The following is a 16,023-nucleotide window of genomic DNA, read 5'->3' as shown; positions in this document are numbered from 1 at the left end:
CTTTACCCCTCTTTGATCTGCGTTAACGAATAGATATCCGGTCTTACTTACTTAGTTTCAGTAGGACAGCTCACAAGCTACTATCTGATCGTCTGTTAAAGCGTCGCACCCACCCGCTTCTCTCTGAAAACAGTTTGCGATCAGACCCTCTTGTTCAAAGCTTATAGATGTATTTTAGCCTTGAAATAAGAACGCGTCAAGCGCTTTTTATAGCAACTCTGCGAAATCTGCTTGTTTTTCGTTCATAAATCCATCACCGATCTTGATATCTGTGATCGTGATATTTTCCATTGCCCGAGCTAACAGACCTTCAACATCAAGGCGTTCTTCGTAATAACGTGCCTTATCGATCTTTGGCTTAGTCTTGGGAGCTGGTGGCGCAAAGATCGTACAGCAATCTTCAAATGGTTGGATGGAAAGATCGAATGTATCGATATCTTGAGCGATCTTGATGATCTCATTTTTATCCATCGAAACTACTGGACGTAAAACCGGCATCGTCGTTACATCGTTGATCGCTGCCATACTTTCCAGTGTTTGTGAAGCTACCTGCCCCAGAGCTTCCCCGTTAAAGATCGCTAAACCATTACGCTTTTTGGCGATCATTTCACTTAAACGCAACATAAAGCGCCGTTGGATCGTCATCAAGTAACCAGATGGAACTTTTTCTTTGATCGTCTCTTGGATCTCAGTAAATGGCACAGCAATAAATTGGATCCGACCAACATATGGGGTCAACTTAGCAGTCAATTCCTTAGCCTTATTCAAAGCTTGTTCACTGGTATATGGTGGGCTAAAGAAGTGGACCATTTCAATATCCACTCCACGTTTCATTGCTAAATAACCGGCAACTGGCGAATCGATCCCACCAGAAAGCATCAACATGGCTTTGCCTGCTGTCCCGACCGGAAGACCACCGGCACCATCGATCGTTTCAGAAGAAAGATAGATCCCATTAGCCCGAACTTCAACGCGTAAGATCATATCCGGCTCTTTCATCTTGACTTTGATCCCTGGGACCGTCTTTAAGATGTGGCCCCCCAACATATCATTTAATTCGTTAGTATCGTATTGGAAGTTATGATCAGAGCGGCGTGTGTTGATCTTGAAGGTCATCCCTTCGCAGAATCGTTCAGCCACCATTTGTGTAGCGACTCTCTTGACTTCTTCGACATCACGAGCGACCCGGATCGAAGGTGAAAAGTTTTGGATCCCAAAAACTTGTTTCAAACGTTCCATGACTTTAGTCGAGTCTTCGCCATTTAATTGAATATGCATCCGATCACGATGAGCTTTGACCACTAACTCTGGAAAATCATGCATTGCTTGCCGAACATTGAAACCTAAGCGATCGATAAAGTTACGTCGGTTTTTACCCTTAGTTGAAAGTTCGCCATAACGAACCATAATTTCTGTATATTGCATCTTGCTTCCTTTCTATTTTTACGAATTGATCTTTAAAAATTTTTGATAGATATCATCAAAGATCTGATTGAATTTATCTGCTTCAGCCATCGTATTATTTTCATCTAGACTGATACGTACAGCAGAGGTTGCGATCTTATCATCGACTTGCATTGCGTGTAAGGTCGATGAAACTTGACCTTTTTTAGATGAACAAGCGCTAGTCGTCGAGATAAAGACGCCTTGATCTTCAAACGCATGGACGATCGTTTCACCGCGTACGCCTGCGATCGCAAAACATAAGATATGTGGCGCAAACTTATCATCCAACTGTGAAAAAAGCGTCACTTTATCAAACTTTTGTAAATGCTCAAAGATCTTTTGCCGGATCGCTTGTTCATGCACAACATTTTTTGTTTCATTTTCCAGCAATAAGCGTAAGGCTTTAGCCATTGCAGCGATCGCCGGAAGATTCTCTGTACTACTGCGCAAATTTTTCTCTTGTCCACCACCAGATAAAAGTGGCGCTAATTTTCGCCCAGATCGCTTGTACAAAAAACCAACGCCACGTGGAGCATGGAATTTATGACCTGAAAAAGTCACTAGATCGACTCTTTCATCCATGATCAGATCAGTTAACCCCTTACCTACCGCTTGAACTGCATCGACATGAAAATGAACTTTAGGATGATCAGCTAAGACTTGGGCGATCTTATTTATCGGTTGGATCGTTCCGACCTCGTTGTTGACCGCCATAACTGATACTAAGATAGTATCCTTACGTAAAGCTTGTTTTAGATCTTCAACTGATACTCTCCCATTTTCATCAACTGGTAGATATGTGACTTCAAAGCCTAACTTTTCAAGCTGTTTCATCGAATTGAGCACGGCTGGATGTTCAACTTGTGTCGTGATCAAGTGTTTACCATAGATCCCTTTTTCGAGCGCTGTTCCTTTGATCGCCCAATTGTCGCCTTCTGTACCCCCACTAGTAAAAAAGATCTCTTCTTTTTGACACCCAAGGAGTTCTGCGATCTGTGCTCGGGATTGTTCAAGTAGATTATAGGCATTTTCACCCATTTTGTGTAACGAGGAAGGATTGCCCCAGATCGCTTCACTGACTTTTGTATAGGTCGTTAAAACTTCTGGATGAACTTTTGTCGTTGCACTGTTATCAAAATATATCATGCTGACCCCTCTTTAATAATTTAACTTACTTATTGTAATTTATAATCACAAAAAGTACAAATTAATTTGCCATTACAAATTATAAGGACTAAAGCTTAGTTGTGCAACTTAGCTTTAGTCCTTAGCAAATATTTTAGATGACTTCGCGCCGGTCATTTCCCGCCTTATAATCATTTTCGATCCGTTTATAACACCCTGGCTCAACCGTTTCAAGTGCCTCAGAGATAACATCTAAGGCTCTCATATAGTCATAATTCTTGTTAAAAAGCTCGACTGCATGGGCATATGCAGATGCAACCTCTGGATAACGTGTCCGATAGCGGTTAGAATATTGCAACATTGCTTCGGTCAAAGTTGAACTATCGATGATCTCTTGGGTCTTTTGTGCCAAAACGTCAAGATCTGATTGCGTATTGATCAGATCACGTGCGATCTGTTCCATATCGATCTGGATCTTGTTTAGGTCTTGATCCAAACTTTCGATCTCACGTCCGACCTTGAAGAAATATTCAACGTAATCATTGGGAAGCCCTGGTAAATTCAAGATCTCGACCTCACGCTTCAAACGGTGGATATCATTATCAAAGCCTTGAACTGCCGCTTGGGCTTCTTTTTCTTCTTCAAAGAGATCAGCCACACTTTCACCGATCTCTTTTTGTTTGAGTTCGATCTTCTTTAAAGCTTCCAGATCAGCTGTTTGCTGTTCTAACACTTCAGAATAGACGATCACATCTTTTGGCTTAGCTTGCATATAAGCGATAAAATTCTTGTCGATCTTCTTTAACTGTTCGTTCAATGCATGCGCTTCTTCCATTTCATTATGGTTGAGCGTGTAATTTTGGCTCAAACGATCCAATTCGATCAATAATTCTTTTTCTTGATGCTTGGCATGTTCAATAAAGTCAGCTAGATGCTTTTCTTGCCGTATTACCTTAAGTTTAGCGTTATACTCATTTTCCATGATGTCATAAGCTTCATCGATCATATCGGCGATCTGTTGATCAAGGGTCTCAGCTTTAGGTACATCAGCTTGCTTTAAGTTAGCTTCATTTTCTTTACAATTTTGTTTGATAGCATCCAAGTGTTTTGCCAGATCTTTTTTAAAGCCATATTTTTCAGCTTGCAATTTGGAATAGCCAGCGTTTAATTCCTGCAATTGTTCTGGGAAAATATTCTTTAAATTACGATAGATCGGTGGTAATTTCTTTAGCGCGATCTTCAACAAACGTGTTTGTTGCTTGAGTTTTTCTAAAAGTTCGCTTGATCTAGCATAATCACCTTCTTCAGTCACTTTAGAATACTCGTCAAAATCTTTTTCTAATGTCGCTAATTCTTTTTCTAGTTCATCGATACTTGGCCCATAAGAGAAATTCTTTGCTAGTAAAGTCTTTCTGATCTTTTGATACTCTTCTTTGAGTTCACCGATCGCTTTTTTGTGGATCTCAGCAGTCTGTTTGATCTCAGCTAACTCAAGCTTTAATTGCTCATATCGTTGCTGAGCTTTAGCTAACTGAGCTTCATTTTGCTTGAGCTCACCATTGATCTTCCAAAAACGGTAATGCTCTAATTCAGCTTGCAACTTGTTCAAATACTCTGAGATCTCAGGTAATTGTTGGTTCACCAAAACATAATAGGAGTGTTCTACTGCTTCAAATTCACTTAAACTATCTCCTGATAATGTCATTTTTTTAACTTCCTCGAGTTCTTCCTCAAGCGGTGAGTCGAGGATCTCTTCTATGCTACTTTTAGCTTTTGTGATCCGTTCTTCAAATGAACGCTGAAAGAAAAGTACGCTTGCATAGATTGCGACCGCAACTAATACAATTGTAACTAAAACTACTACCATCTGATGTCCCATCCTTTAAATTGCTAGCTTAAACTTTATCACTTGCCAGAATTGGCAATTACGTATAAAATCTAAAGCTAATTATATCATAGTTACTGATATTGATACACTATAAACGCTATGATCGACACGGAGGAAATAAAATGTCTATTTTAAGTGCACAAATCGATGCTTTATTGGAAAATGAAACAAACCAGACCGCTAATCTCGCTAATGCTTCAGCTTTGTTGAACGATACACTGGAAAACATCAACTGGGTCGGTTTTTATCTCTATGATGAAACGACCGATCAGCTTGATCTTGGGCCTTTCCAAGGTAAAGTTGCTTGTATGCATATCAAAAACGGAGCAGGCGTTTGCGGTACTGCCTTTCAAACAGGTAAAGTCTTACGCATCCCCAATGTCCATGAATTTTCAGGACATATCGCTTGTGATTCAGCTTCAAATTCAGAGATCGTCTTACCCTTGATCAAAGATGGTAAAAAAATCGGTGTTTTAGATATCGATTCACCTAAATTAGGCCGTTTTAGCGCTGAAGATGAAGTTTTACTAAGTGATTTTGTCGAAACGCTATGTAAACATCTCTAAAATGGAGGAAATTATGGTAAAAAAACTAACTGGTTTTACCAATATCCAAAAACTCGATCCCGAGATCTTTGTTGATTTAAAGTATGCTACGACTGATAACTTTACCGGACAAGTCATCTATGATTTCACCACGGCGATCGCCCGCACTGGAACAGCCCATAAGCTGGCTAAAGCTAGTGAACTTGTCAAAGCAAAAGGTTACCGCCTCAAAGTCTGGGATGCTTACCGTCCCGTCTCGGCCCAAAAGCGTCTATTTGAGGTCTACCCTGACCCAAATTTCGTGGCTGAACCTGATCCAAATTTCAGTCATCAAAAAGGTGTGACCTTTGATCTGACTTTAACTGATCTTGAAGGCAATGATATGCCGATGCAAACAGCATTTGATGACTTTTCTACGTCAGCTTTTCGTAACGCTAAACGGACCGCTGAACAAGAAAAATACTACACCATCCTAAACGATGCGATGACTCAAGCTGGATTCGTGGGTTACGAAAATGAATGGTGGGATTATCGTGATAGTCAAATGGACGAATATGGTCCATTAGCTGCCGATCCAAATGATTATTAAATGACTATATGAGTAATGAAAGGTCCGCCATGATTTATTTGCATCATGGCGGACCTTTGTCATTTATGGCTGTAATAATTTAGCAAAAGCTTCTTGCGTCATATTTGGGACTACTCGTTGTCTATGCAATTCATAAAGCCCTTGTTCTGCATTAGCTAGCCCCGACTTAGTCGTTAAAGCTAGCTTATATCCACTTTCCTTAGCTACTTTTGTTGAAACTTCATTGTAACGTCCTACAGGATAGACCAACAAGTCTGGGTTTTGGTGTAGATTTTGTTTCAACCAAGTCCGTGAAGCTTGCATCTCTTCAATTTGACCTGCTTCATTGAGTTGATCTAATTCTTGGTGATTTTGAGTATGGCTAACAAAACTGACCCACTTGCTTTTCTTTATTTCCTTAACTTGTTTTAAAGTCAGCATTCCTGGGGTGTCGACTTTGCTTGTGATCAAGCCTATCGTTGCATGGATGTGATACTTCTTCAAAAGCGGATAGGCAGCGGTGTAGTTGTTTTCATACCCATCATCAAAAGTTACCATGACAAGTTTCTTGTGCTTTTTTGGTATCTTATTTTGCACCAAGATCTTATACGCCTCAGCTGGCGTGACTGTATAATAGCCCTGCTCATGTAAATATCTCAACTGTTGTTCTAACTGCTCAGGTGGTACACACAAACCATTTCCCGGCTTATTTTCCACACTGTGGTACATCAAGATCGGCAAACTGACCGGTGCACTGGCTTTCACCCATTTAACGGCATATTTTTTGCTAGCAAACACGCTCTGTGTCAATAAGGCTCCCCCTAACACGAGTGCTAAGCACAATAAAATCAGACGTTTAACCATTTTCATCCCCCAATATATTAAGTGATATCAACTAATATTATACTCCATTTGTGTTAAAATAACTGATTTATTTTTTCTTGACACTAGCTTTGATAATTGCTACAATAGCGTTTGTGTAAAATAATGCAGCAGTGAGCGGTAAGCTCGTCAACATTTTATTGCCAGTTTGGTTCGCCAAGTACCCCTTCGGCTGCAAGGGTGAAAGTCGCAAAATAAAATGCACGAATACTAAACTCACACATTATTTTACTCCAAACAAAATATTGGAGGAATTTTTAATGTCTCGTTATACAGGTCCTTCCTGGAAAGTTTCCCGTCGTTTAGGGATCTCTCTTTCAGGTACAGGTAAAGAATTAGCTCGTCGTCCATACGCACCAGGCCAACATGGTCAAAACAACCGTCGTAAGTTATCTGAATACGGTTTACAATTGCGTGAAAAGCAAAAGCTTCGTATGACATACGGTTTATCTGAACGCCAATTTGCTAACCTTTTCTTAAAGGCTGGTAAGATCCGCGAAGGTAAGCACGGTGACAACTTTATGGTATTGTTGGAACGTCGTTTGGATAACGTTGTTTATCGTTTAGGTTTGGCTACAACTCGTCGCCAAGCTCGCCAATTGGTGAACCACGGTCATATCACAGTTGATGGCAAGCGCGTGGATATCCCTTCATACGAAGTAAAACCAGGCCAAGTTATCTCCTTGCGTGAACGTTCAAAAGACTTGAAAGTTGTTAAAGAAGCTTTGGAAGCAATCGTTGGTCGTGTACCATTTGTTTCCTTTGACGAAAACACAATGGAAGGTTCATTGGTTCGTTTACCAGAACGTGACGAACTCGATGCAAACATCGACGAATCACTCGTTGTTGAATACTACAACAAACTTTAATATCAATTTTGATATTATTTCAGAGCTCAGTTTTGGCTGGGCTCTTTTTATTTTACTTAAAAATTTGCTATACTTTATCATAGAAAGGTGGTTAAAAGATGAGTGGATCAGATGAACTGCAAAATCATATGAATAAAGGGATGTATGGCACACCCCAACTCAAACCTGATGAAAAGCGTAAGTATCTTGGGACCTTCCGTGAACGGGTAGATCTAACTTTGACTTTTGAACAGATCAACGATCCTGAGTATCTCACTGATCTTAAGCAGGAATTGACTCTCCATCCTGAACTACACGTCATCATTAACGGTCAAGTAAAAAATCCGCTTCTAAGCGAGTTGATGCAGATCGCCCAAAAATCAAATGTTACCTTCACCTGTAACACTGATCAAACGTTAGATCATGGGCCAAAAGATCTAGCAGTCGTCGTTTGTGATAAAAATACTGCTCTACACATTAAAGACGTTGACGTCGCCAAGCGTTACCCTAAGACAACTAAACCAAAAGTAGCTCCCGAACACAAAGATTCTCCGCTCGAACGCTTGCACAAATTATTTGAAAACTAAAGTGACCTCTTATTTATCTTCAAAATATAGCTATCAATGTCAAATACGCATCTGAGTTATATAACGTGTTTGACATGTAATATCTAGTAAATAACGATGGACTCATCATGATGCAAAAATACGCATCGTGATAAGTCCATCGTTATTTATACAGTGCAGACACACTCTTTTTCTAATTGAATCGTTCAATTATTTTTTGCGCGATCGGTTGTTTTTTTGTCTGTAATAAGACGTATTCATTCAATGCTAATGCTGGGTAAGCATGCGCATTTAAGAAAGTCAACTGTGCTTGTTCCGTGTATGGCTGATAGATATTTGGAATAATGATATCTAAAGCCCCATCATGGAGTTGCAAAGCTTGAGCCAAACGCTTGAGCTCGGTCAAATATGAACTATCGATCTCATCTAAGACCTCATAAGACTGCGAACCAGTATTGAAAGTCGCATCATAACGCAAGAGGACCTGGATCCCACGTGGAATGACACTTTCTAGTTTCATCCCTTGTGCTTTTAAGGTCTCACGTTCGACCTCACCTAGTGTGATCATCTCAAATTCAGCTCGTGCTCGCGTATTTTTACGGTTGATCAATTCCTTTAAAGTTGAACGTCCGTCACCAACAACATTAGCTGGAATACGCTCAACTAAACTTATTATCTCATCATTGACGATCAAGGCACGGTAGACCGAACCTTGAACGACTTGCTCGATCATGACTTGTGTGGTCTCTTTGGCTTGTTCTTCAAAAGCACGTAGCAATTCCGCTTGTGTTGGTGGTAACCTAAACAACTGCGTCTGCGCTTTAGAATCACCGACCGCATTTTTAACGATCACAGCTTTGTCCTTCAGTGTTGGATACAGTTGCTTTAACTCTTGGCGGTTATTGACGATCCAAGCTTGTGACGTATTGACCGCTTGCCCGCTAAGATATTGTTTAGCCAACTGCTTTTGTTGCCAAATCTCGGTCATGATCGCACTTTCTCTTGTCGTCTGGATACCGCGTTTAAGCAGTTTTCCATTCAACTCGACGATCCCTTGACTTGGCATCACTTCTTGGTAACTAAGACCTGAAATGATCGCTTCATCCAAGACCGTTTGCGTGTTTTTATCCCGACTTGGTTCTTTTAATAATGCTGCTTCTTGATAATTTTGAGCTAAAAAAATACCATAGTCAGCTAAAGTTTCGTGTTTGCCCTGTGTCCTTAACAAACGTGTACTTGGGGTCTCAGCCGGTGTTTCTAGACGTTTCTTTAAAACATCAAAAGTCCCTTGCCACTTAGTATAACCAAATTTTTGAGCGAACCGATCTAATTGTTTCAAGAAAGTATGGGCTTGTACAAAGATCTGGCTCTTAGCAAACGGATTCTCTCGTGCCACTTCCTTAGCCAAAGCGTCAGCAGCTTGGAGATCACTTGGTGTAATCGTACTTTCATTCAATAAAAAGTAACCAGCCATCACTTCAAGCAAGCGCAACTGATGGGCTGTAACACCGTTTTCGTGGAATGGATCAAAGTCTAAGAGATCAAATTCCAAATAGTGGACCCCCTTAGTCTGCATCTCACTTGGTTCTTGATAAGTTCCGCTGAGTCTGATCCCAGTAGTTTGGTCATCGACTAGCTTAGCTTGAGCAGCTACACTCCGCTTAGGTGAGACTTGACTATCACTTGCTTTTGTTTCCCAAACATAAGGGGTCGCCCCAAATAAATAGATCAAGAATGCTTTTTTTAGGCTAAATCCTTCCAATAACTTGTGATAGACTTGGTTTCTGAAAGTCACATACGAGATCTTTGATCTACTGAATTTAGCTGCATAGAGTTCAGTAAATAGCTGTTCGGGTAAGGCTAAGCGGATCTTGCTTCCAACACCCTTGGCTAAACTTGCATGTAATTTTTCAGAAAATGGCCACAATACGACTTGACTACCTAACCGTTTGCGTAAAGCTTGGTTTTGTAATTCCATATCTGTCAAAACACCATCTAACGAAAGATTGGCTTTTGTTTTTAATGTCAACTGTGCCTCTTGGACGGTAACATATTCATTTTCAGTTCCAACTAAGGGAAGCACTTGAGTATTTAAATTTTTTTGTCTATCTAAGATCTGCCAGCGCCGGATAACTTGGAATGTGAAAGCATGCAACGCTTCTGCCAGATCTGAATCAATAATTTGATCACCAATTTCATCAAATTTCATCTTGTTCATCCTTTACAGTTCTCATTTTTATTATTATAACAAATCCCTTGCCGTCCTGCGATCGCTATTTGCTTGTCAGCTGGTGTCGGTTTGCTATAATACTACTATTGAGCGAACGAAAGGATGAGTGTTTTTGAAACCATTAGCCTATCGGATGCGTCCGAAAAAACTCGAAGATATCGTAGGTCAACAACATCTTGTTGCCCCTGGTAAGATCTTAAATCGAATGGTCTCAGCTAAATTATTATCTTCGATGATCTTATATGGACCACCAGGAACCGGCAAGACTAGTATTGCTAGTGCGATCGCCGGTTCGACTAAATACGCATTTCGCATGCTAAATGCCGCTACAGACTCGAAAAAAGAACTCGAAAAAGTCGCTGAAGAAGCTAAGATCAGTGGGACTGTGATCTTACTACTCGATGAGATCCACCGCTTAACTAAGCCAAAACAAGATTTCCTCTTACCTCATTTGGAAAAAGGAAGTATCATCTTGATCGGCGCCACGACAGAAAATCCTTACATCACGATCAATCCTGCTATCCGCAGTCGAACTCAGATCTTTGAAGTCAAACCTTTGACCGAAGATGATATTGCCCAAGCGATCAAACGTGCACTCACCGATAAGGAAAATGGTCTTGGTGATCAAAATATCATACTGACCGACGAAGCACGCTTGCACTTGACCCGTGTTACACATGGCGATCTACGCAGTGCGTTGAATGGACTTGAATTGGCCGTAATGTCGACACCCTCCGATGATTCGGGCGTGATCACGATCGATCTACAAACGATCGAAGAATGCGTTCAACGTAAAGCTTTAGTGCAAGACAAAGATGGTGATGCCCATTATGACGTGATCTCGGCTTTTCAAAAATCGATCCGTGGTTCAGATACGGATGCCGCTTTGCACTACATGGCACGCCTACTTGAAGCGGGCGATCTACCTTCGGTCATCCGGCGCTTACTGACGATCGCTTATGAAGATATCGGCCTCGCTAATCCCAATGCCTGTGCCCATGCGGTCCAAGCGATCACAGCTGCCGAAAAGCTCGGGCTACCTGAAGCTAGGATCCCCCTAGCTCAAGCCGTGATCGAACTTTGTCTTTCACCTAAATCAAACTCGGCGATCATGGCGATCGATTCCGCTTTAGCCGATGTTAGAGCGGGCAACTACGGCGATGTACCCGATCATTTACGGGATGCTCATTACCAAGGTGCTAAAAAATTAGGTCGTGGAATTGGATATAAATATCCTCACGATTATCCACACGGTTGGGTAAAACAACAATATCTCCCAGATAAGCTTAAAAATACGCATTATTATGCGCCTAAAGACAACAGTCGTTATGAGAAAGCCTTGCAAGAACAGTATGAACGTTTGAACAAATTTAAAAGCTAAATTTATTGATAACGCTTCATTTGGTTTCATTGCATTCCTAAAAAAAATGTGCTACTATGATAATGAACTTCTGAAATGTACGCGTTATCCTATAAATGTAAGGTTGACCGAACAACTTTAATTTTTGTTATTCGCAATGTCTAATAGCTGGCAGACCTTTACTGGGAGTCAAAAGTTAGACTAGGGATACATTTTCCTGCTTACACGCGGGTTCAACTACAAGGATGATTAACGGCATTATCGGATATTCTAAAGTTAAAAGCTTTGGATAGCGGTCGGGATCTTGTCTTGACCGCTATCTTTATTTAGAGAAAGGAATTTTTGTCACGTGAAAGAAATGCTAACTTTAGGTCTAACGATCATCTTAGGCTTGATCTTACTTTACATAGGCTTTTATCTCTTCACCCACCGCACCAAAACGCTCTTTGGTGTCTTTTCTCCAAAAGATGATCCTGCCCTAAAAAAAGCCATGACATTATGGGCATATATCTTAACGATCTTGGGTGGTTTAACGATCATTGCTGCTTTTATAGGCATCCTTGCCTTTCAGATCACAATGCTCATTTTAGATGCGATCTTAGTCTTTATCATGTCGATCTTAATGCCGACATACTTACGCATGCCGTAGTTGTTCTTGCTTTCATTTTTCAAACAAATAAAGTAAAATAAAATTGATAAAGAAGAAAGGGTGATCCTGATGTTACAAAGATATAAAAACATTCTTGTGCCGGTCGATGGCTCGCATGAATCCGAATTAGCGTTCAAAAAAGCTGTTGCAGTCGCTAAGCGTAACGGTGATGATACTAGTTTGTATTTGGTCCATGTAGTTGATACCCGTGCATTCCAAAATATCTCCAGTTTCGATACGGCAATGGTCGAACAAGTGACTGAAACTGCGAAGAAGACAATGGACGGTTACGCAAAGCAAGCTAAAGAACAAGGTCTTAAGAACATTTCTTATTCAGTAGAGTATGGTGCTCCAAAGGCAGTTATTGCTAAGGATCTTCCTGAAGAAAAAAATATCGATCTCATTATGATCGGAGCAACTGGTTTAAATGCCGTTGAACGTCTCTTGATCGGTTCGGTAACTGAATATGTGACTCGCACAGCTGATTGTGATGTTTTAGTAGTCAGAACGGACTTAGAAAACAAACCTGCTCTCAACAAAAAAGACAAGAAATAATAATTAAGCTTCGTTATCCCAAAACATGGGACAACGAAGCTTTTTTCTTTATGTCTGGCAACCAACTAAATGATCATTGACCATTCCCGCCGCTTGCATCAGCGAATAAACTATTGTTGGTCCTAAAAATTTAAAGCCTTGCTTTTTTAATTTTTTAGCTAACTCAAGTGAAGTTTTCGTCTTAGCAGGAACTTGCTCTGGTTTGGTAAAGTGGTTAACACACGGCTTATAGTCAACTGCCTGCCACAATAACTCATCTAAGCTCAAGCCTGCTTGTTCTAGTTGACAGACAATTTTAGCATTATTGATGATCGCTTCTATTTTCAAGCGATTACGGATGATACGTTTATCTTGCATTAAGCGTGTAACATCAGTTTGATCCATCTGACTGACCTTTTGGATATCAAAATCATAAAAGACTTCTCGCAAAGCTGTCCGTTTGTTCAAAATCGTTTGCCAACTCAGCCCGGCTTGCATCAGTTCTAAACTCATCAATTCAAACAGTTTTTGCTCATCATGTTCGGGGTAACCCCACTCTTTATCATGATAAGCTTGCATTTTGGGATCACTATCCGCCCAATCACATCGTGGCACTAGATCATCTCCTTTAGATATAATTTTAGATTGGCTTTCAAGTATGTTTTTGAACTGTGATCAGTTAAACTTTTTTCGACCTTACTTGGCTCATCAGTGATCACACCGTCAGCTCCTAAGACCCAAGCCATCAAAGCTTGTTGGGGCGAATTGACTGTCCAAAGATAGACTTTTTTGCCGTTAGCGTGTGCTGTTTTGATAAAGTTTCTAGTTGCTGTCTTATATTCAAGTGAATAAAAATCAGCCTTATTTTCTGCCAAACTAAAGAGATTGAATGGCAAAATATAACCTGCCTGTATTTTAGGAACACGTTTTTTTAATTCATTGATCGCAGCTAGATCCATCGAATGAACAGCATCTTTTTTAGCTAACTTTTTCCCATATAGTTCACAAAAATACTCACTAAATTTTTTCCCAGTTCCTTGATTGATCTTTAGTTCTACTAAAAGTGGCTGCTTTAGTTTTTGAGCCTGCTTCAAATAGCTATCAAAACTGGTCACATAAGCTACATGTCCGTTTTCTTTAAGCTTGACTTGGATCAGTTGTTCCAAGGAATTATCAGCGATCACTAAATTCTTATGTGCTAATTTACGGAGATCTTCATCATGGCTCACCACAAATCGGCGATCAGCAGTCTCTTGGATATCTAATTCGACATAGGCTGGTTTGGCGGTGTGTGTTGTCTTATCTAGTGCAGGCAATGTATTTTGCACCCCATTTTTACCATCGACTCCGCGATGTGAGATCACAAGTGGTAACGTTCCTGGATCAACATTTAAAGCTTTATATGCTAAATTCACCTGGATACCCAAGGCTAAAAGTACCAAAACTCCCGCACCCCACTTTCTCCATTTAGCTGGTAAAACAACAACTGCTCTATTAGTCAGCTCGCTTTTTACGCTCCAAAAAACTAGGCTCAATAATAAGACTTGCTTGAGCGTCCAAAAACTAACAGCATAGAGTACAGCCACTCTTGGAGTCGTTACCAAGATCGTCGCCCATAGCCCTAATAGATCAACGAGCCAAAGACTTATCCCACCTAATATAATATATTTAGCATAATGCCAAATATGGTGCTTAGTTTTTGAAAAACTCTGCTTAAGCGTTTCCTTAAGTGAAGCTGACGTCGTAAAGTACGGGATGATCCCCAAAAATGAACGTAAAGCTAGATAATAGAGCACTAAAAAGATCATCAGCCCTATTCCCAATATTATCCGCCGATTAGTAAAGATCCAAGCACTGAGCGAAAGTGAAAGGGCTACTTGATTTAAGCGCTCCAAACTAAAACTTAGCGCACTGAATGGCAACCATAAAAATAACAAAATAACGATATAAAATAATTTGGCTAAATAGTTCTTTCCAGTTTGTTTCGTCAAAGTCGTCGCTAAAAGTGGTAAGAGTATAATGCTCAAAAGACTAAAGATCGGCCAATACAGCATCAAACTGTTCAAAAATATAATAATACAACCTAAGACCACTAAGGTTTGATCCAATTTTTTCAAAATTTCTCACCTCACAAAAAAAGGATACGGTAAAACCGCATCCCCTTGTCAAATATAATGATTATTTTTTATCTTCGTCTGTTAAAAGACCTGTACCAAGTTTTTCAGAACCTAATTCTTGGAAGTCATAGTGCAACTTAGCATTGTCATCAAATTCGGCGATCGCTAAACGGATCAATTCATCGATCAAGGCCTTGTAGTTGATACCAGAAACAGCCCAAAGTTGTGGATACAATGAAATATTCGTGAACCCTGGTAAGGTGTTAACTTCACCAAAGTAAGGAACATTGTTCTCATCAACTAAGAAGTCCATCCGAGCCATACCACGGTTGTCTAACACTCGGAAAGCATCTAAGGACATTTGCTGGATCTCTTTTGTTAGATCTTCTGGTAATTCAACTGGAATTTCAAAGACCACGCCTGAAGCATCCACGAATTTGTTGTTGTAATCGTAGAAGTCATCGCCTTCAGGAACTACAACTGCACCTAATTTAGATGCCTTAGCTTCACGGTTACCTAATACGGAACATTCAACTTCACGTGGGCTATTGATCGTTTCTTCGATCAAGACCTTGTAGTCATAACGAAAAGCATCGTCTAAAGCTGCTTCAAATTCTTCCTTGTTAGCAACTTTGTGGATCCCAACAGAAGAACCTTGACGTGCTGGTTTGATGAATAATGTTTCACCTAATTTGGCAGCACATTCTTCATATGGATGATCAGCACGTGTTTCAGGTGTGACCACCACATATTTAGTATTGCGGATCCCATGTAAAGTCAAAAGTTGTTTCGTTAAGTCCTTATCAAAGGAAACACCTGAAGAAGCGATCCCACTACCGATATAAGGTTTGTTCAATAAACGAAACAACCCTTGCACAGTCCCATCTTCACCCATGTTACCGTGGATAACTGGATAGAAAAGATCAACATCTTTAACTTCTGAAAGATTTTGTAAGTTAGCTAATGGGTTGGAAAAATCAACATCTTTGATCGCTTCGGCAACCACTTCATCTTCCACAGCGCCATTAAAGATCTTCATTGAGTCTTCATTACCAAGTAAGAAACCGTCCTTAGTGAACATAAAGACTGAAACTTCATATTTGTCCTTATCTAATGCGTCGTAAACTGTGTGTGCGGAACGCTTTGAAACATCGTGTTCAGATGAGTTTCCGCCAAAAAGCAATGCAATGTGCAATTTTTTATCTGCCATAATGGTATATCCATCCTCTTATATATAATATTATTATACGGCTTTTTATTGTCCA

Annotated in this window: 15 protein-coding genes and 1 other annotated feature (1 of these 16 cut by a window edge); of the genes, 7 read left to right on the top strand and 8 right to left on the bottom strand. The window is 40.2% G+C overall.

The window, feature by feature from the left end:
* Window positions 1-167 (bottom strand) — a binding site (T-box leader) (it extends 39 nt beyond the left edge of the window).
* A 40-nt stretch (window positions 168-207) separates the two neighbouring features.
* From thiI to ezrA, 3 genes are all read right to left on the bottom strand, one after another.
* Entirely contained in the window at window positions 208-1,425 is a 1,218-nt protein-coding gene (thiI, locus tag Q9Q35_RS07855; protein WP_304652869.1) for a tRNA uracil 4-sulfurtransferase ThiI, read from the bottom strand.
* Window positions 1,426-1,443: 18 nt separating this feature from the next.
* Window positions 1,444-2,592 carry a cysteine desulfurase family protein gene (locus Q9Q35_RS07850; protein ID WP_304652868.1) on the bottom strand — a complete coding sequence of 383 codons (1,149 nt, stop codon included), beginning with the start codon at window positions 2,590-2,592 and terminating at the stop codon, window positions 1,444-1,446.
* A 133-nt stretch (window positions 2,593-2,725) separates the two neighbouring features.
* The gene (ezrA, locus tag Q9Q35_RS07845) at window positions 2,726-4,438 is read right to left on the bottom strand and encodes a septation ring formation regulator EzrA (protein WP_304652867.1); all 1,713 of its coding nucleotides are present in this window, start codon (window positions 4,436-4,438) and stop codon (window positions 2,726-2,728) included.
* 143 nt (window positions 4,439-4,581) lie between these two features.
* Here ezrA and Q9Q35_RS07840 point away from each other — a divergent pair, with 143 nt between their 5' ends.
* Together Q9Q35_RS07840 and Q9Q35_RS07835 are read left to right on the top strand one after the other, a co-directional pair.
* The gene (locus tag Q9Q35_RS07840) at window positions 4,582-5,025 is read left to right on the top strand and encodes a GAF domain-containing protein (protein WP_304652866.1); all 444 of its coding nucleotides are present in this window, start codon (window positions 4,582-4,584) and stop codon (window positions 5,023-5,025) included.
* Between the two features lie 13 nt (window positions 5,026-5,038).
* Window positions 5,039-5,593, top strand: coding sequence for a M15 family metallopeptidase (locus Q9Q35_RS07835; RefSeq protein ID WP_304652865.1), 555 nt, complete (start codon window positions 5,039-5,041; stop codon window positions 5,591-5,593).
* A 63-nt stretch (window positions 5,594-5,656) separates the two neighbouring features.
* Here the strand turns inward: Q9Q35_RS07835 and Q9Q35_RS07830 are convergent, their stop codons facing one another.
* Complete coding sequence (locus Q9Q35_RS07830) at window positions 5,657-6,436, bottom strand: polysaccharide deacetylase family protein (RefSeq protein WP_304652864.1); 780 nt, start codon at window positions 6,434-6,436, stop codon at window positions 5,657-5,659.
* A 278-nt stretch (window positions 6,437-6,714) separates the two neighbouring features.
* Here Q9Q35_RS07830 and rpsD point away from each other — a divergent pair, with 278 nt between their 5' ends.
* Window positions 6,715-7,323 carry a 30S ribosomal protein S4 gene (rpsD, locus tag Q9Q35_RS07825; protein ID WP_004049031.1) on the top strand — a complete coding sequence of 203 codons (609 nt, stop codon included), beginning with the start codon at window positions 6,715-6,717 and terminating at the stop codon, window positions 7,321-7,323.
* A 98-nt stretch (window positions 7,324-7,421) separates the two neighbouring features.
* A complete protein-coding gene (locus Q9Q35_RS07820; RefSeq protein WP_304652863.1) occupies window positions 7,422-7,889 on the top strand; it encodes a YueI family protein in 468 nt (155 codons plus the stop codon).
* Between the two features lie 172 nt (window positions 7,890-8,061).
* Here Q9Q35_RS07820 and Q9Q35_RS07815 read toward each other — a convergent pair whose 3' ends face one another.
* On the bottom strand, window positions 8,062-10,077 hold the full coding sequence (locus Q9Q35_RS07815; RefSeq protein WP_304652862.1) for a bifunctional glutamate--cysteine ligase/glutathione synthetase: 2,016 nt from the start codon (window positions 10,075-10,077) through the stop codon (window positions 8,062-8,064).
* A gap of 133 nt (window positions 10,078-10,210) precedes the next feature.
* Between Q9Q35_RS07815 and Q9Q35_RS07810 the strand changes: the two genes are divergently transcribed.
* The 3 genes from Q9Q35_RS07810 (at window position 10,211) to Q9Q35_RS07800 (ending at window position 12,662) form a co-directional block, all read left to right on the top strand.
* A complete protein-coding gene (locus Q9Q35_RS07810) occupies window positions 10,211-11,479 on the top strand; it encodes a replication-associated recombination protein A (RefSeq protein ID WP_304652861.1) in 1,269 nt (422 codons plus the stop codon).
* Between the two features lie 337 nt (window positions 11,480-11,816).
* The gene (locus tag Q9Q35_RS07805; RefSeq protein ID WP_304652904.1) at window positions 11,817-12,107 is read left to right on the top strand and encodes a hypothetical protein; all 291 of its coding nucleotides are present in this window, start codon (window positions 11,817-11,819) and stop codon (window positions 12,105-12,107) included.
* A gap of 69 nt (window positions 12,108-12,176) precedes the next feature.
* A complete protein-coding gene (locus Q9Q35_RS07800; RefSeq protein ID WP_304652860.1) occupies window positions 12,177-12,662 on the top strand; it encodes a universal stress protein in 486 nt (161 codons plus the stop codon).
* Between the two features lie 48 nt (window positions 12,663-12,710).
* Here the strand turns inward: Q9Q35_RS07800 and Q9Q35_RS07795 are convergent, their stop codons facing one another.
* The 3 genes from Q9Q35_RS07795 to Q9Q35_RS07785 all read right to left on the bottom strand — a co-directional run bounded on the left by Q9Q35_RS07795 (window position 12,711) and on the right by Q9Q35_RS07785 (window position 15,968).
* The gene (locus Q9Q35_RS07795; protein ID WP_304652859.1) at window positions 12,711-13,256 is read right to left on the bottom strand and encodes a DNA-3-methyladenine glycosylase I; all 546 of its coding nucleotides are present in this window, start codon (window positions 13,254-13,256) and stop codon (window positions 12,711-12,713) included.
* Window positions 13,256-14,758, bottom strand: coding sequence for a glycerophosphodiester phosphodiesterase (locus tag Q9Q35_RS07790; RefSeq protein WP_304652858.1), 1,503 nt, complete (start codon window positions 14,756-14,758; stop codon window positions 13,256-13,258). The genes Q9Q35_RS07795 and Q9Q35_RS07790 overlap by 1 nt, the downstream gene beginning before the upstream one ends.
* Window positions 14,759-14,819: 61 nt before the next feature.
* The gene (locus Q9Q35_RS07785; RefSeq protein ID WP_304652857.1) at window positions 14,820-15,968 is read right to left on the bottom strand and encodes a D-alanine--D-alanine ligase family protein; all 1,149 of its coding nucleotides are present in this window, start codon (window positions 15,966-15,968) and stop codon (window positions 14,820-14,822) included.
* Between the last annotated feature and the right edge of the window lie 55 nt (window positions 15,969-16,023).

This window comes from uncultured Ligilactobacillus sp. (assembly GCF_948826705.1).
GTDB lineage: Bacteria > Bacillota > Bacilli > Lactobacillales > Lactobacillaceae > Ligilactobacillus.
Note: the sequence above shows the minus strand (reverse complement) of the source record. Positions and strands in the feature narration are given on the sequence as shown.